The following is a 19,058-nucleotide window of genomic DNA, read 5'->3' on the forward strand; positions in this document are numbered from 1 at the left end:
ACCGGATGCGTCAACACAATAGTCAGCTCTGGCTTATCGGCGAGCCGAATTCTTAGTTATTGTGGTTAGTACTTATTTTATTTACTTAATTTCAATATTCTAAATGCACCTTGAATTACCAAAATAAAAACGATTGTTCCGATAATCAAATCAGGTTTACTTGAACTCAACCAATTTACTAAAACTCCTGCGATAATTACACCTAAATTAATAATCACATCATTTGAAGTGAAAATCATACTTGCTTTCATATGAGCTTCTTCTTTACTTTTTGACTTTTGTAAAATATAAAGGCAAATTCCGTTCGCAATAAGTGCAAAAATCGAAACGATAATCATTGTTGAAAAATTCGGAAGTTTCTCGTCTCCGAAAAATCTCCTTAAAACTTCCACAAATCCGATAATTGCAAGTGTTATTTGAAAATATCCAGCAAGTTTTGCAATTCGCTTTTTCTTAATCAATGTTCCGCCAACCGCAAACAAACTAATTCCGTACACAAAACTGTCCGCAAGCATATCCAAACTATCGGCAACAAGTCCCATAGATTTTGATATGATTCCAGTTGTCATTTCAATAATGAAAAAAGCAAAATTTATGACAAGAACAGACCAAAGTAGCTTTTTTTGGGTTTTGTTTTCTTCAAATTCAGTTTGGTTGGTTTGTTCACTCGATATTTTCTTTCCGCCCAAATTCAGTTCGATAACTGATTTTTCGATTTGGTCAATTTCTCCGCTATGAAAAACAGTCAATTTTCCATTAGGAATATCAAAGTCCAAATTCGCAATACTTGAAATTCCTTCCAATTTCATTCGGATTAGATTTTCCTCTGATGGACAATTCATTTTGCTTATTTCAAAAAGTGTTTTTTCCATTTTAATCTTCGTCTTCGTTTCCAAAATCGCCTTGCTTTTGAGTGCATCAAAAACAAGGCTTTTAAAATTTAATTTCCTTTTTTATAATCTTCTAAAAACTTTGCCAAACCACTATCCGTTAACGGATGATTTAACAATCCGGTGATAGAAGACAACGGGCCTGTCATCACATCTGAACCTAATTTGGCACAGTTAACAACGTGCATAGTATGCCTAATTGAAGCTGCTAAAATTTGAGTTTCAAAATCGTAGTTATCATAAATCAGTCTAATCTCAGAAATGAGGTTTAAACCGTCTGTAGAAATATCATCCATACGTCCTAAAAAGGGCGAGACATAAGTAGCACCAGCTTTAGCCACCAATAATGCTTGACCTGCTGAAAAAACCAAGGTCACATTGGTCTTAATTCCTTTATCAGAAAAATACTTGCACGCTTTTATACCTTCTGCAGTGACTGGTAATTTAACGACTATTTGAGGGTGTAGGTCTGCCAACTCTTCACCTTGCCGAATCATGCCATCATAGTCTGTAGCAATAACTTCCGCTGAAACATCACCTTCAACAATGTTACAGATCTCAACGTAATGCTTCAAAATATTGTTGGCACCAGTAATCCCTTCTTTTGCCATTAATGACGGGTTTGTGGTAACACCATCTAAAACCCCTAAGGCTTGTGCTTCTGCAATCTCATTAAGATTTGCCGTATCAATAAAAAATTTCATGTGTTTTATTTTTAATTTACTAAAACTGATTCGTTTAAATAATCTAATACTTGTTTGCTGACTTTCTCTCCTGTAAAACCAAACTTATCATCAAGCACATTGGCTGGTGCTGAATATCCAAAGTGATCCAATCCGAAAACTTTACCATTTTCACCCACAAGACCTTCAAGGTTGACTGGCAATCCTGCCGTTAATCCAAATAAGGGTTTGTTTTTGGGGATGACGCTATCTTGGTATGCTTTAGATTGCAACCTAAATAGGCCTTCAGAAATAATTGAGGCGATATTTACTTTTAAACCTTTCTCTGATTCCAAAATTTCAGCTGCGGCAATTAAAGTAGCTACTTCTGAACCATTTGCAATTAAAATAACATCTGGATTTTCAACCTGTTTTATCAAATAACCTCCCTTTTTAGAGGCTAGGGCTTCTATATATCTTGATCCTTTAGTGTTAGGAAGATCTTTAATACCCTGTCTTGAAAGGATCAAACCTGTTGGCGTTTTTTGATTTTCCAAGGCCATTTTCCACGCCACACTTGTTTCTGCTGAATCAGCAGGACGTAGAGCCAAGAAACTTGGATCGCCACTGTGGTTTTTCAATTTCTCTAACAAACGCAATTGCGTTTCTTGCTCAACAGGTTGATGCGTTGGCCCATCTTCTCCTACTCTAAACGCGTCATGCGTCCACACGTACTTCACGGGTAACTCCTGAATACAACTTAAACGAATGGCCGGTTTCATATAATCTGAAAACACAAAGAAAGTTGCCACTACCGGAATAATTCCGCCATGCAAAGCAATACCATTGGCAATACAAGCCATTGTTAATTCTGCAACACCTGATTGTAAGAATGAACCGCTAAAATCACCTTTTTTAAGGGCTTGGGTTTTCTTTAAAAAGCCATCTGTTTTATCACTATTTGACAAATCGGCAGAAGACACGATCATGTTTTCTACGTTCTCAGCTAAATATCCTAATACACTAGATGATGCGGCCCTTGATGCCAAACCCTCTTTATGTTCTATAGCTTCAAAATCTAATTCTGGCAGTTTTCCCGATAAGAAAAAATCCAGTTTATTAGATAACGCTTCATTGGTTTTTTTCCATGATGCGATTTCTGATTTCTTTTTGGCTGCTTGGGAGATTTTTTCTTCTAACAGATTTTTATAGAACGCTTCAACATCATTGAAAATATCAAACGAACTTTCAGGATTTGCACCTAAATTTAATAAAGTCCTTTCATAATCTGCTCCTGTGTTTCCAATAGGTTGTCCATGAAGTTCACAATGGCCTTCAAACATGCTACCGTCTGCAGCAACACAACCCTTACCCATGATTGTTTTACCGATGATGAGCGTCGGTCTTTCGGTTTCGTTATTGGCATCTGTTAATGCCTTTCTAATTTCATTATGATTATGACCATCAATGGTAATAACATTCCAACCCCAAGCGCGATACTTCATTTCAGTATCTTCAGAAGTCACCTCTTCTGTTGCTGTCGACAATTGGATATCGTTAGAATCGAAAAACATGATAAAATTACTTAATCCTAAATGGCCTGCAATTCTACCTGCTCCTTGTGACACCTCTTCTTGCACACCACCATCAGAAATAAAACCGTAAATTTTATAGTTCATCCAATCTCCAAAACGCGCTTGCATAAATTTGGTAGCAATTGCTGCACCAATCCCCATAGTATGACCTTGTCCTAAGGGGCCAGACGTGTTTTCAATACCTCTGGCAACATCAACTTCTGGATGGCCAGGTGTGATGGAACCCCATTGTCTGAAATTTTTAAGATCTTCTTTTTGGTAATTTCCTAAAAGATAATATTGTGCATACATTAAAGTTGATAAATGCCCAGCATCCATAAAGAAACGATCTCTAAATGGCCAAGTCATATCTGACGGGTCATAATTGAAAAATTCTGAATACAGGATATGCATAAAATCTGCGCCTCCCATCGGGCCTCCAGGATGGCCTGAATTTGCTTTTTCTACCATTGCAACTGCCAATGCTCTGATGTTGTCTGCTGATTGTTGATCTATTTCTTTATTCATTTTTGAGTTTTAATACATTTTAGTTTAAATTCTTTGCGGACTTTAATTTTTACCTCTCATTATCAGTCTTATAAACCTTCTTATCATATCTAAAAATAAAAATATTGAAAATTGATAATACTAAAATTAGCAGTAGAAAATATGCCACGTTTATTTAAAGCTTAACTTCTGAATGACACTGAAAATTGAGCTATAAAGTAATAAAATTGAATCTTTTTATTTTTCCCAAAGACTCTCCATTTCTTCCAAAGTTTTGCCTTTGGTTTCAGGAACAAATTTCCATACAAAGAACATTGCCAATAATGACATCAAGCCATAAATCCAATAGGCGAATCCGTGGTTAAATTGTTCTGTTAAATAACTGTTATCATCCATCATTGGAAATGTCAACGACACTAAATAATTAGAAATCCACTGTGCGGCTACGGCTATTGCCATGGCACGTCCGCGTATTTTATTTGGAAATATCTCAGACAGCAAGACCCATGTTACTGGTCCCCAACTAACAGCAAAACTGGCCACATAAAGTATCATACAAGCTAACGCCAAATAACCGGTTGCTCCAGAGAAAAATACAAATCCTAAGGATAACATAGCCACACACATCCCCAAAGCACCAATGATCATGAGTGGTTTTCTACCATATTTATCTACCGTTCTAATGGCTACGATGGTAAACAGGAAGTTTACAATACCTACAACAATGGTCAATAATAATGCGCCGTCAGTATTAGGATCTATAGATTTAAAGATTTCTGGGGCATAATATAAAACCACATTTATACCTACAAACTGTTGAAAAACAGAAAGTGCAATACCTATGAAGATTACCATCCAGCCAAACGAGAAAAGCTTCCCTGAATGCTGCACCATGGTTAATTTAATCTGGTCTAAAATTTTAAGAGCTTCTTCTTTCCCATTCACTTTAGTCAAGACCTCTAATGCTTTTTCTGGTTTATTTTTAAGCATTAAAGAACGCGGAGTATCTGGAACAAAAAATAATAGTGCTAAAAATAATCCTGCAGGAACAATTTCTGAGGCAAACATCCATCTCCAACCCACTTCATTTAACCACGCATCTGACCCTCCACTTCTCGAAATAAAATAGTTGACAAAATAAACCACTAAAAAACCGCCTACGATGGCCAATTGATTAAATGAAACTAATTTCCCCCTACTGGATGCGGGTGCAATTTCTGCAATATAAAGTGGTGATAACATAGAGGCCAATCCAACCCCGATACCACCAAGAATTCGATAAATAATAAATATGGTTGAAAAAGTATGATCAAGTTCACCAATAGGTTTGATAAACATCTCTGGCATTGCAGAACCCAAAGCTGAGACCAAAAATAAAACTGCCGCCAATACAAGCCCTTTTTTTCTACCTAAGGCCTTGCTTATAAAGCCACTAAAAGCACCACCAATAATACAACCTATGAGTGCGCTTGATACTAAAAACCCTTTAAACGCACTTGCAGCAGTTTCTCCCAATCCTTTTGGGGTTACAAAAAAGCTTTCAAGGGAACCCACGGTTCCAGAAATGACTCCGGTGTCATACCCAAACAAAAGACCCCCTAAAGTGGCTACTAATGTGAGTTTTATAAGATATTTTGAATTTGCTGAGGTTCCCATAGTGCTTTAACTATATATATTGATTAATAATATTTTCAAATAACTCTTGCTTACCACTTTTTAAGGTTAATTCGCCATTTTCTTTTGCAATATTATACAAGTCTGAAAGTTCTAATTTCCCAGATTCAAAGTCTTTACCTTTTCCTGAATCAAAAGAATTGTAACGTTCCTCTCTTAACTTTGTATAGGCGGAAGATTTAATAATTTTATCAGCCGTTATTAATGCTCTTGCAAAAGTGTCAGCTCCACCAATATGTGCATAAAAGACATCTTCCATATCTGTTGAATTTCTTCTAATTTTGGCATCAAAATTAACGCCACCTCCTTGTAAACCACCTGCTTCTAAGAACACTAACATAGCCTCAGTTGTTTCTTGAATATTATTTGGAAATTGGTCAGTATCCCATCCATTTTGATAATCACCTCTGTTAGCATCAATACTTCCTAACATGCCTGCTTTGGCTGCCACAGCAAGTTCGTGTTGCATGGTATGTTGCGCTAAGGTTGCGTGGTTAACTTCTATATTCATTTTAAAATCCTTATCCAAACCATATTCTTTTAAGAAACCAATGGCTGTTGCCGAATCAAAATCGTACTGATGTTTCATTGGCTCCATTGGTTTTGGCTCGATAAAAAATGTGCCTTTAAATCCTTGTGCTCTTGCATAATCTCTTGCCAATGTTAGAAACTGCGCCATGTGATCCAATTCTCGACCCATATCTGTATTCAGTAAAGACATATAACCTTCTCTTCCTCCCCAAAACACATAGTTCTCACCATCTAATGCAATCGTTGCATCGAGTGCTAATTTTACTTGTGCACCTGCCCTAGCAACCACATTAAAATCTGGATTGGTAGAAGCACCATTCATATAGCGTGGATTTGAAAAACAATTAGCAGTTCCCCACAGTAATTTAATATCGGTTTCTGCTTTTTTTTGTTTGATGTAATCGACTATGGTGGCCAATCTATTTTCAGACTCAGTAAAGGTTGGTCCTTCTTGAATTAAATCGAAATCATGGAAACAGAAATAATCGAAGCCCATTTTATCGATAAATTCGAAAGCGGCATCTGCCTTATCCTTTGCTGCCTGAATAGGGTCTGATGCTTTATCCCATTCAAAATTTTGTGTTCCCGGACCAAAAGGGTCAGAACCTTGTCCGCAGAAGGTGTGCCAGTAAGCGATTGAAAATTTGAACCATTCGTTCATTGATTTTCCTGCTACTATTTGGTCTGGATTGTAATATTTGAACGCTAATGGATTGTCTGATTCCTTACCTTCGAATTTTATTTTATTTATGCCTTTAAAGTATTCTGTATTTGCCATTTTTATAAGTTTTTAGTCTTGTATCTATTTCTTTATTTGATTCTTATTTTTAATTCTGCACTGTGTAATTAATTGAATCGACATCCTTTTTGTATTTTTTACAAAAAGATCTAGTGAAAAGCCCTCCCGATAGCTATCGGGATTGTGGTAACGACCAAATATTAATTACTGAGTATGAGCTCTAATTCTTTCTTCCAATTTTTATAAGCTTTCAAATACGGTTGTTTGTCTTTAAAGGGCATAAAGGTCATTACGTGGTCGTTGTCCATAATGATTTTACTAAAAGTTTCAAAATCGCCTTTATGTAAATTGGCCGCTCTGGCTGCTCCTATAGCACCTGTGGTATTGTAAATTTCTATTTCTTGTTCTATGAGAGTGGCTACGGTATTTGCAAATATTTCTGAACGAAAAAGGTTGTCGTTACCAGCTCTTATAACATGTGCTTTTACACCATCTGACTTGAGGATTTCCATGCCATACAAAAAAGAAAAGGCTATCCCTTCTAGAGCAGCTCTGCATAAATGTGCCTTGTTGTGATTGTTTAGATTAACATTTACTAAACGTGTACCTATTTCCCTATTATTGAGCATGCGTTCCGCACCATTTCCAAAGGGTAACATACACACACCATCTGATCCCACTGGAATTTCTGAGGCTAGAGTGTTCATCTCTTCATAGGATGACACGTCGAGATTATTTAATAACCAACGGTATTGAATTCCTGCGCCATTGATGTTCAGTAATTTGCCAATATATTGGTTAGATTTTGAATAGTTGACGTGTGCAAAATTATTCACACGTGTGCTTTCTTTTCCAGATAAATCACCAGTGACAGCATAGACCACACCAGATGTTCCGCCTGTTGCAGCAACTTCACCTGGATTGAAAACATTTAATGACAATGCGTTATTTGGCTGGTCTCCTGCTCTGTAATAAATTGGTGTTCCTGCCGCTAATCCACTTTCCACCTCCCCTTTTTCGTCGACTACAGATTGGATACTAAACGTGTCAACAATATCTGGAACAAGGTCTTTATCGATACCATAATATTCCAGAAGAAAATCCGCCACAGTATTATTTTTAAAATCCCAGAAAATGCCCTCAGATAAACCAGAAATAGTAGTATTAATGGTGTTTGAGAATTTATACGCAATATAATCTCCAGGTAACATAAACTTATGGATGTTTTTATAAACCTCTGGTTCGTTATTCTTTACCCACTTTAATTTTGAGGCGGTAAAATTTGCTGGCGAGTTTAAAAGGTGTGACGCGCATATGTCCTCTCCAATTTCGGCAAAGGCTTTGTGTCCAATATCTACAGCTCTACTATCGCACCAAATAATACTTTTACGAAGTGGGTTACCAGCCTTATCTACTAAAACCAATCCGTGCATTTGATATGAAATACCAATGCCTTTTATTTGGGTTCTGCTAATGTTATATTGCTTCTTTAATTTTGAAATGGCATGGCATATATGAACCCACCAGTCGTTAGGTTTTTGTTCTGCCCATCCGTTTTTTTGAGCATACATACTCATTTCTTCTTTGGGTTCTTGGACCACACCCAAGCTTTTACCTGATTCTATTTCTACCAATGCAGCTTTTATAGAAGAGCTGCCTATATCTAATCCTAAATAATACAATGTGCTGAATGATTTATTAATGCTTTTACTTAAATGATCAAGTCAAATCTAATAATATAACTTTCGACAACCATACTGTACTGTCCTGACAAATTGCATATAAATAAAAAGAGGTTTGTATTATATTGTAATGAACATGGAAAATAATTTTGTTGTCAATAGTTGAATGCCAATAATTAATAAGTTGATTACTAATTATAGTCCGTTTTAGCTTTGCCGAGAGGATAATATATTCTTATCTAAGGTAGCCTACAAAGTAAATCGAGAACTGTACGTTTTTTGAAAGAAGATGTAAAATACGCTCAACCAGACAATAAGCGTTCAATAAATAAAGTTCATACGTACCCTCTGAAACACAACAAGAAACCCAATTTATCAGATTTGTTTTTTGAACTTTTGGGGCAGCTTTTTTATGGATTTTATTTGAACCTTTTTATAAAACACTTCAGCTCCTTCAGATTGGATCTGAATATGACCCTTGGTTAAAGGAAGTATATCACCCGAAGAATTTTTATATTTTGAATTGAACAATGCCATCACCACTTTTCCATTCACAATATAAAGACTCGTACCTTCAAAACAGATGAGTTCAAGAGTATTCCATTCGCCATGTGGTTTTTCATTATCAAAGCCTTTATTGCAATGGTTTGGTGGTACTTGTTGTACACTTGAAAACGTGTTTAAGTGGCCATTTTTAACATATGTGAATTCTTTTTCCCCCTCTTCCATCTTTGAAGGAATATCGATTAACGTACCAGATAATCCGTAATAGTCTCCCAAATCGCCTTCTTGTACTTGAAATTCCTGCGAGGACATCCAAACGTTCCAAAAAGTTCTATAAGGGCCGTAAGCATGATATAAAATTCCACTATCCCGTTTTCTTTGTAAGCGAGGTTCCCAAACTTGGTGTCCCCATTTAAATTGAAGTTTTAGGTGGTAATTTTCGTATTCGTGTTTAGAGGTTAAGGCACCATAAATTTCACCAGATATATGAAGTACATTTTCTCCGTTTTCTTTCTCGAACGTGAATACATTTTTTGGGTCATTATTCAATCCTAAAGCTTCTGCATTCTTTCCATTGCTGTCAGGGTCAACATGCTCTAAATTTTTAACTGTTGCATGAGGTGCTCCTATAAATACATCCCAATTCTTATAAGGGTCATTCTCAAAAAGATTGGACCACTTATCAGATAATGGTCTGGATATTGGTGCAACATCAGAAGCCCATTGCACAGCTCCTATAATTATTTTTTTAAATCTTTCATCTTCATAAGCTTCATTAGTATGTCCTAATCCTGTGTAGAATATGCGTCCACCATCGTAATGATGATACCAAGTAATGGGATGATTTTCTGTATTCATCCTTTTGCCTTCATAAGAACTTTCGTCTAAAGAAGCTAAAACATTAATGTGTCTTCCAACTGGATTTTTGAAGTTATACCATTCATCATTAAAGACTTCTGACTCCTTTAAATGAGTTATTGATGGATGTTGAATGGAAGTATCTATTTTAAGTGTTGCGTCTTGCACTTTAGGATGGCTTGTAAAAGTAGCACCAATCATTTCGTTATACCATGGCCAATCTTTTTCGGTATCCGTAGCAGCATGGATACCAACAAATCCATTCCCATTGGCTATAAACTTTTTAAAATCGTTTTGTTGATAATCGTTAAGGATGTTTCCTGTGGTATTTAAAAAAACGACGACATTGTAGTCTTTTAAAGAATCTGAATTAAAAATATTAGAATCCTCTGAGAAATGGATTTGCCATTTATGTTGTTTGGCTAAATCGGACATTAATTTAATTCCTGAAGGAATAGATTTATGCTTAAATCCTTGGGTTTTTGAAAACACCAAAATTTTCGCTACGCGCTGCTGCGACTGCACCAATTGTACAAATAGAACAATTAAAATACCTGTGATTATGCCTTTTAAATTCATGTGCTAAAACATTAATTTTTTGATTTTTCTCTTTCTGCTTGTAAATGAGCAAACCATTTATTTAGTCTTGCTTCACCAACAATTATCCTAATACTAAGAAAATTTTTTTGATTCAACTCCTTCATTTTAGCGCTAATGACGTCTTGTTTTCCTTCGCTTTCTTTACGCACATCAGCTCTTTCCATATTTGAGGCAAGCTCAATCTTATAAATATCAGCTGCTTCTTTTTCTGTTAATGACATTACTTCCGTCATTTCTGCTACTGTTTTTGTGGCTCCTTTTTCAAATCTGTTTTGTGCGAACATTGATACTGAAATGAACATTACACATACTGCTAATACTAATTTTTTCATAATCATTTTTTTTATATTATTTAATTTACTTTTCACCTTTTCATAGCGGCTTTTACTATTTTTATTTTAAGGGATAACTAATTACATAAATGCCAGAACCAAGTTTTATACCTACGCCTTTTTCCGTTTTAAAAAATTCTGATTTGGACTGACCAGAATTAAGGCTTACGTCTGAAACATTGGTATTTTGCAAAGTCACAGTTCCAGTTGTATTTGGTGGAATCGTAACATGATAAGTAAAGTTTCCATTCTCTATTTTCCAAGCAGACTTCACATTTCCATACATTGACTTAAATTCTGCAGTGGCATTGGTTAAACCACCACCTGGATGTGGGTTAAAAAGTATATGCTTGTATCCTGGATTTTCTGGATCTATGCTTAAACCGGCAACATGATTATACAACCACTCACCTATTGCTCCATAAGCGTAGTGGTTAAAACTATTCATACCATCAATGATTGTTCCGTCTGGTTTTTGGGTATCCCAACGCTCCCAAATGGTTGTTGCCCCTTGAGTTACGGGGTATAACCATGAAGGATATTCCTTTCTATTCAATAGCATAAATGCTAAATCGTCCCTACCAATAGAAGATAAGGTGCTACATAATAATGGTGTTCCTAAAAATCCAGTAGTTAAATGACCAAACTTTTTTACATCTGCTGCAAAATAATTCGCTGCTTGTTGAATTCGATCTTCGGGTACCAAATCGAATGATAATGCCAAAGCATACGCTGTTTGTGTGTGCGACAATAGCCTTCCGTTAGGTGTGATGTATTCCTGAATAAACGCTTGTTTTACATTATTTGCCAATGTTTTATATTTTTCAGCATCGGCAGTTTTTCCTAAAACATCTGCAATCTGGCTCAACAAGGTCGTAGAATATTTAAAATACGCTGTTGCAATTAAATCTTTTTCAGTAACGGAACCAGCATAATCCGGATTGTCTGAATGATAGGCTAACCAATCTCCCCAATGCCAACGGTTTTGATCCCATAAATAATTGTCTCCTGCATTGCGCTCCATGTAACCCACCCAAGCTTGCATACTTTCGTATTGTTGTTCTAAAATGCGTACATCTCCATAAGTTTGGTAAACGGTCCAAGGCACAATAACCGCAGCATCAGCCCAACCTGTGGCACCTCCCAATTTATTATTCCACATATCTGGAATAACATTTGGTACTTCGCCATTGGGTTGCTGATCTAAAGCTAAATCTTTTAACCACTTGGTATAAAAAGAGGCCACATCAAAGTTAAATCCAGCTGTCATGCTAAAAACTTGTGCATCACCTGTCCAACCAACACGCTCATCACGTTGTGGGCAATCGGTTGGAATGTCTAAAAAATTATCTCGTTGTCCCCATTGTATATTACTTTGCAACTGATTTATCAACGGATCTGAACAGGTAAATGTTCCTGTTGGTTTCATATCAGAATGAATGACCATTCCTGTAATATCATCTGCCATTGGTGTTGCACCTTCTACTTTTATAAATCGAAATCCATGAAATGTAAAATGCGGTTGAAATGTTTCTTCTCCATCACCTTTTAAAATGAATCGGTCTGTAGCTTCTGCTGCTCTTAAATTTGTTGTAAAAAAGTTTCCGTCCTTATCTAAAACCTCAGCAAATTTTAAGGTTATGGTATCTCCTTTCTTTCCGCGGACTTTAATTTGCGCCCAGCCGACAATGTTTTGACCCAAATCGAAAACCAATTCTCCTTTAGGTGTTTTTATGGTTTCGATTGGTTTGATTTCTTCTGTTATTTTTACTGGCAATCCGTTTGATGCCACTAAAATTTCTTTGGAATGGTCTAAAACCGATGTTTGTTTCCAATTAGCATCATTAAATCCGTTGGCAGCCCAACCTGTCATTTCCAATCGTGCATCGTAAGTTTCACCATTATAAATATCTGATTTCAGAATGGGTCCGTAACTGGTTTTCCAAGAATTATTTGTTGTAATAACTTCACTCGTTCCATCTGAATAATTGACTTGCAATTGTACCAATAAACCTAAAGTATCTCCGTAATAACTACGTAATCCGTCCCAACCTAAATAACCACGATACCAACCATCTCCAACAATAGCACCAATAGCGTTATCTTTTTTAAGCATTGACGTGACATCATACGTTTGATATTGAATTCGTTTTTTATAGCTCGTAAACCCTGGTGTGAATTGCTGATTGCTTACTTTTTCTCCATTTAAAAATAGCTGATAAATTCCCAAAGACGTTGCATACACTCTTGCAGATTCTACGGTTTTATTCGTTGAAAACTCTTTTCTGTAATATTGGCTTGGTAAAGACGTTTCTGATTTTGCTTCATCTTTCATGGTAATCCAAGAAGCTTTCCAATCGGAAGTGTTTAACATACCCATTTCCCAAAAAGCGGGTGTACTCCACTTTGAAACATTGTTTTTATTATCCCAAATTCGTACTTGCCAATAGGCACGTTGCATAGATTTCAAAGGCGTTCCTTGATATACAATATTTATAGACTGGTCACTATTAATTTTACCTGTATCCCATAGTAATTCCGTTTTAGTATTTAATGCAGAAAGCGAATAGGCCACACGAATTTCGTAAGCGGTCTGCATTACATTTTCCTTTCCTGAAAGTAGTTGCCAGCTTAATCGAGGTACATCAATGTCAATCCCAATTGGATTGTTATGATATTCGCAAACTAATTTATGGACTTCCAAATGTTGTTGAGCTAACAGTGAATTTGAACTGCAAGTTAAAAACAATAGAAAATTGAGAAACGTTATTTTATGGATAAACCTCATATAATTTTAAATGTTAAAAATTATTAAATACAATACATGTTGAAGATTGAATAAAACGAAACTAACCAAACATATCTGGTTAGGTATCCTGTGCTGTACTGTTAATAAAGAACCCATTTTGACTTGTTCTATCCGCTAAAAAATGGATTAAATTTGCCAATATTTCAGCTATTCAACAGAGAAAATAATTCTTCTATAATCATATAGACTTGCTATTGCACTGTTGTCTTTAACTTCTAATATTAAATGAATACTTTTTCCTTTTGCATCAGATGGTATTTTAATAGACATCTTTGATCTATTTGAATCAGAAAGTTTTATTTCTTCTTTATAAGTACCAGCTTCTGTGTAAATCCACCAATTAAAATCCAGTTCATCATTATCAGGATCTGAAGATGCCGAAGCATCTAAAGATATAATCTCTCCTGCCTTTACGCTCATCATCTTAATTGAAGCTTCCTTGTTACCATTAATTACTGCTTCAGGTGGATGATTTGCATTTTCAAAAGGTTCTACACACCAATCCATTCTGCATTTTAAATCATTCCACATCGCTTGCCTCCAACGCCAAATGGCCGTGTTTTTACCTTCGTAAATTTTACCATCTTCTGGATTGACCCATTTTTCAGATACACCATCACCATCAGTGAAAGCCGAATAAGGATAATATTGCAGCTCATCTGGTACAACAATTGAATAACCAGGCACGTTTGCAATTTTCTCCCTAGAATATCTTCCACTCCATCCGCCCCACCATGGGTTTGAAATATCTGAAAGTCCAGGCACTAAAGCTCCCATCCAAGGAATAGTGCCTCCTCCACCGATAAAATGAAACATATCATTTACATTACGATCAGGATATACTGCACCAAGTGCTCCATGATTTGTCTGAATATTTTCTTTAGCCCAATCGTGTTGCCCTTTGGGACTGTTTTCAAAAGGTTGCCAAGTTATTGGTCCTAATTCATTATTAGATGGGCCACCAAAAGATCTTGTTTGATAATTACTTCTTATCCAAAATATTTCTGGAAATTCATGACATATCCAAGCGCCACATTCATCTTGTCCTCCATTATCAAAAACTCTTAGTTTTGATACAAAAGCATCTAACTCTTTTTTAGTATGTGATGCTCTATAATCATACAATGCTTGCGCAAGGGTATTGGTTCCTGCATTGGCAACTATGGTAAGAGGTCTATCATCATTTTTTAACACTGAATTAATAATTAAATCAGATCCAGCAGTGGCTTTCCCTGCACCAACATCCTTCATACCATTACCAGCCTGTCCGTTTGCAACGATACTCTTCAGATATTCCGGTGTTTTCCAACCCTCAGCATGAAGTTTTAAATTTGGATATACTTTTTCATAACCATCTATAATTTTATAAAAAAGTTCTGGTCTTAAATCTTTTACTGTTTCTGTTGGGTTCTTTCGAAAAAAGCGACCTGTAACTGTAATTAATCCTTCCAAATCAAATTTATAAGACCCCATCAATAAATGAACAATTTGCTGTTCATCATCAGGATCATGTCCCATATCGGCTAATATAATCAAGCGTTGTTTTGTAGACTGTGCTAATGTTATATCAGGATTCAAAACAAATACTAGAAGTATAATTATTAATATATTTTTCATTTTACACCTTCTTTAAATTTCCACCAGTTAAAATTCAACATATTGTCTCCTTGACCCGAAAAACGAAAGAATATATCATGAATTCCTTTTGTGTCTTTTACCGAACAGCTTACGGTTTCCCAATAATTTAAACCGCCAGTTGAAACGATATCACATTTTCCAATTAATTGTCCGGTTTCACTGCCTAATCTTATTTCAATAGCTGCAAAATTTTGAGCTGAAATTCGTGCTTCAAACATTTTAGCCCCCTCTTTAAAATCAACTCCCGAGACTTTTATCCAGTCGCCATTTTCAATATTTGTTACCATACGACCGCCCTTTTCGTCATCACACGTTGCTGTTTCAATACCAGGCAATAAGTATGATTGTGCTGCCATGGTTTCAGCCTCATTTTTTTGAAACGGGTCAATGGTCTTCATTTGTTTTGGGCCATCAAGCGTAGGAACAACTTCTTTGATGGTACCATCGGCATTAAAAAACAATTCATCAACACATACAGAACGTTGACGTAAAGCAATTTTTTCATCTACTTTTCTATCTGTTGCAATTTTTCGAGTATGATACCCTAAATACCATTTATCTTTAAATGAAAATACACTCGCGTGAGAATTGTTATAGTTATCAGCTGGCTGCTTTAAAACCGTGCCTTTATATTCCCAACCAGACATAGGGTCATCACTCATCATATAGTCGATATTCATACCTGTACCAATATTGGTAAAATATGAAAAATAGTATGTTGTTTTGCCATTGACTTTTCGTTGACTAATATAACCACCTTCGTAAAAACCAGGTGCATCAATTAAAACGGCTTCACCAACAGTACTTACTAAATCGTCTCCTAATTTGATAATTCTAGCATTCTTCCTGCGTTTACCATTGGCTAGAATTTTTGTTGGTCCACCACCAAAAACACAATAGGCTTGTCCATCATCGTCAATAAAAACCGTAGGATCGAAAAGCCATTCTACATCTGCATTTGGTGTTTCTTTTGTGATTAGAGGCTGATTACCAACGCCTTTAAAAGGACCTGTTGGACTATCACTAACCGAAACATTTACACTTCTGTTGCCATCACCTGTATATAGGTAAAATTTCCCGTTCCTTTCCACAACTGAAGGTGCCCAAGCTTGTGTTACCCAAGGCATATCTTCTGGTGCTTTGAAGACTTCGCCATGGTCTGTCCAGTTTTGCATATCATCTGTAGAGACACAGGTAATATCATTCATCCAATAGCGTTTTTGCTCATCTATATCATGCGATGTCCATAGGTATAATCTTCCATCATATTCTAATCCTGTCGGGTCTGCTGTATAACGTTGAGAGATTACTGGGTTTTGAGAAAAGCTACTAAGTATTGACGTAAAAAATAGCAGTGCTATAAGTGTTTGACGTATTTGCATAATTTAAATTAGAGTTACTTTTTATGAATTATAAATGAATTAAATCTTAAGATTAGAAATTTTATTGATGGAATATGGTGGCAATATGATTGTTTTTCCTTTATATTTTTCTTCAATTAAAGGAATTGTATTAAACTCAAATGTCCGATCTTCCTCCAAATTTTTAAACTTTAAAGACTCGTGTTTAAATGATTTTTTATAAATTTTATTATTGAATTTTAATTTTAAAGGAACACTTTGTGACGTTTTATTTACAGCAAATACTATTATTTTTTCATCTTTTACAACAGCTCTAGAAATTAAGGCATCTGAATCTGGAACTAACTGATGGGTACTTATTTTGGTCTCTAAAAGTGTACTATTTTGAAATACATCACGAAGTATTTCGTAAACAGCACCAAAACCAGTTGTTGTATAATTGAACTCGCCAGTTGCACTTTGTTTTGTATTAAAAAAAATATTTGTTCCATTTATTTGAAACCAATTAGCGTATTCATAAACATCTTGATTTTCAAATAAATACAAATAAGCATCAGCCATTCCCAAATAACTAGCAGCATATTTCCCACAACTCACTCCCCATTCTGATAACCAAACGGGTTTATTTGGCGCAAAACTTCTGCAATAGTTTACATCTTTCTGCAATTGAACGCGTGACGTTAAAATTTCTTGATAAGATGCATCACTTACAATAGGCTCGCCACGATCTAGATGCACATAACGGTGTACTATAATCGCATCAAAATAAGAGGTGTCTGCAGTTAATGTTTTGTTGTAATCATCATGATTGAAACTACTACCATCTGCTCCTCGTCTCCATGACAATGGAATACCTAATTTCAGCGTCGATTTTTCAGCTTTCAGTGCTTGAGATATAGATTGGGCAACTTCAGTATATTTCTCAGCAGTATTGGTTCGAGAGCCCGTTTGTGATTTCCAAAATTGTTCATTGCCAAGTTCGATATGACTTATATTGAAACCTTTTGCTTCCCTATCCCTAAGGCGATTGATTGTTTTGTCAATACTATCATAATTGAGATTGAAAGTCCATAATACATCAAAATTAAGTTCATCATGTAACTTTTTAAAGCCATCAAAACCATATTCTAATTCTGGATGTTTTTCAATGGCTTCAATAAATTCTCTGTTATTATTGTCATCGTAACGTCTTCTGCCATCAACTTCCCAATCGTAAAAATTAGCCCAAACACCTTGAGGCCACCTTATGGAAACAGGATTAAATTCCTTTATAAACGCCTGTGCTTGTGGATGATTATAGCCTTCCTTTTTATAATATTTTGCTGGCCAATCGATATTAACCGACAGTAATTTATTATTAAATGGTTCATGAATTTTTGTATTTACAGAGATACTAGCGATTATAGAATCCGGTAATTCGAAAGGATAGGATTGAGTAAAACTAGAGTTAATTCCGAATAAACTAATTAGGCATGTTAAAAACCATGACTTTAAATTAATACGTTTGAAATAATAAGACATATTTTATATGATGTAGTTATATGATTTTAATGATTATAACTTAAAAGTAACGTTCTATATTAACTATGCCATCCTGTACTATCACGACTTCATATATAAATTAATTAGATAAAATCTATATTATAAACAATATTCATTAAAGCCTATACAGTAACAATTTGTAGATCAGATACTATAATGCATAATGATAAATTGTTTGCTTATTCACAGCTAAAGTTCTGGATTGCGTTAATAGGCTTACAAAAATTGTCTCGTGTCTTTATGAAGTTCATCTTTTAATAAATCTTTACTAATAAAATTGACACAAATTTTTTTATTCCGACTCGTATAATGTTTCTTAAATAGTCGTCATATGAAAACAACAACAAGAAATCTCTTTTTTTCCAACTGTAATTCTAAATTTTACATTCCAATCAAAACTGATTTTTATACAATATTTATCAATTCATTACATCGTTTTTAAGCAAATTCATCCCTAAGCATACGCTACTATATTTAAAAATTTTATGGTGCATATACTTGTTATATATAGTTTTGTCAATTATCGACTTTTAAAGTGATTATTTCTAAAATCAGATATAGTCACAACTTGTCCTAAAGACTTGAATTTTAGTTCAAAAAATTCAATTTTTTGGCAAAAAGGCTTTGAAATTGTATTGCTATCAGGATATAAATATTTGAACACACAATGTAGTAGAGTTACCTATTTCGTAATACAACTTTGTTGTACTTGACAAATCTACATAGTTAGAACTTGGTATGGAATAGGGTTGACAGTTGCCGTATATCTTAATTGATAACCGATCTGACATGTATAAAAATGACACAAAGATCAAGTGCAAAACGGGTGCTTATTGAATCTAACAGCATTAAAAAGGCCCTCTGAAATTAAGTAATAATCCCATCAATATTGTAATTTATAAATCTCTTTATAAAAATTTGCGTGTCAGATGTATTGAAATTAAAGGCGGGAATTATAGTGCCTAGAAGACGAACTTGGTAATTTTGCGTATTGGCTTTAAAACTAAAATCAATTAAGCATTTTAGTAAATATATTTTTAATTTATCTTACAAGTAAAATATCCAAATATAGATGCTATCACAAATAATAATGTTTCTTAATTAATCCGAAATAACTTTTGGAACTTATAAAATATTTGTAACTATTCAGGCTTC

12 protein-coding genes are annotated in these 19,058 nt (G+C 35.1%); all 12 read right to left on the reverse strand.

Annotated elements, in window-relative coordinates; translation table 11 throughout:
• Window positions 1-77 precede the first annotated feature (77 nt).
• On the reverse strand, window positions 78-872 hold the full coding sequence (locus tag JEM65_RS07640) for a cation transporter (protein WP_199598355.1): 795 nt from the start codon (window positions 870-872) through the stop codon (window positions 78-80).
• Window positions 873-940: 68 nt separating this feature from the next.
• The gene (fsa, locus tag JEM65_RS07645; RefSeq protein ID WP_199598356.1) at window positions 941-1,594 is read right to left on the reverse strand and encodes a fructose-6-phosphate aldolase; all 654 of its coding nucleotides are present in this window, start codon (window positions 1,592-1,594) and stop codon (window positions 941-943) included.
• A gap of 11 nt (window positions 1,595-1,605) precedes the next feature.
• Complete coding sequence (locus JEM65_RS07650) at window positions 1,606-3,654, reverse strand: transketolase family protein (RefSeq protein WP_199598357.1); 2,049 nt, start codon at window positions 3,652-3,654, stop codon at window positions 1,606-1,608.
• Between the two features lie 216 nt (window positions 3,655-3,870).
• Window positions 3,871-5,289, reverse strand: a complete 1,419-nt coding sequence (xylE, locus tag JEM65_RS07655) for a D-xylose transporter XylE (RefSeq protein WP_199598358.1) — start codon at window positions 5,287-5,289, stop codon at window positions 3,871-3,873.
• A 10-nt stretch (window positions 5,290-5,299) separates the two neighbouring features.
• On the reverse strand, window positions 5,300-6,616 hold the full coding sequence (xylA, locus tag JEM65_RS07660; RefSeq protein WP_199598359.1) for a xylose isomerase: 1,317 nt from the start codon (window positions 6,614-6,616) through the stop codon (window positions 5,300-5,302).
• A 161-nt stretch (window positions 6,617-6,777) separates the two neighbouring features.
• Window positions 6,778-8,259, reverse strand: coding sequence for a xylulokinase (locus tag JEM65_RS07665; protein ID WP_199598360.1), 1,482 nt, complete (start codon window positions 8,257-8,259; stop codon window positions 6,778-6,780).
• 375 nt (window positions 8,260-8,634) lie between these two features.
• Window positions 8,635-10,200, reverse strand: a complete 1,566-nt coding sequence (locus JEM65_RS07670; RefSeq protein ID WP_199598361.1) for a ThuA domain-containing protein — start codon at window positions 10,198-10,200, stop codon at window positions 8,635-8,637.
• An 11-nt stretch (window positions 10,201-10,211) separates the two neighbouring features.
• Window positions 10,212-10,553 carry a hypothetical protein gene (locus tag JEM65_RS07675; protein ID WP_199598362.1) on the reverse strand — a complete coding sequence of 114 codons (342 nt, stop codon included), beginning with the start codon at window positions 10,551-10,553 and terminating at the stop codon, window positions 10,212-10,214.
• A 61-nt stretch (window positions 10,554-10,614) separates the two neighbouring features.
• Window positions 10,615-13,341, reverse strand: a complete 2,727-nt coding sequence (locus JEM65_RS07680; RefSeq protein ID WP_199598363.1) for a glycoside hydrolase family 78 protein — start codon at window positions 13,339-13,341, stop codon at window positions 10,615-10,617.
• Between the two features lie 168 nt (window positions 13,342-13,509).
• On the reverse strand, window positions 13,510-14,979 hold the full coding sequence (locus JEM65_RS07685) for a nucleoside hydrolase-like domain-containing protein (protein ID WP_199598364.1): 1,470 nt from the start codon (window positions 14,977-14,979) through the stop codon (window positions 13,510-13,512).
• On the reverse strand, window positions 14,976-16,382 hold the full coding sequence (locus JEM65_RS07690; protein WP_199598365.1) for a glycoside hydrolase family 43 protein: 1,407 nt from the start codon (window positions 16,380-16,382) through the stop codon (window positions 14,976-14,978). The genes JEM65_RS07685 and JEM65_RS07690 overlap by 4 nt, the downstream gene beginning before the upstream one ends.
• A gap of 39 nt (window positions 16,383-16,421) precedes the next feature.
• Window positions 16,422-17,882, reverse strand: coding sequence for a hypothetical protein (locus JEM65_RS07695; protein WP_199598366.1), 1,461 nt, complete (start codon window positions 17,880-17,882; stop codon window positions 16,422-16,424).
• Window positions 17,883-19,058 lie beyond the last annotated feature (1,176 nt).

It is taken from the genome of Gelidibacter salicanalis (assembly GCF_016469035.1).
GTDB lineage: Bacteria > Bacteroidota > Bacteroidia > Flavobacteriales > Flavobacteriaceae > Gelidibacter > Gelidibacter salicanalis_A.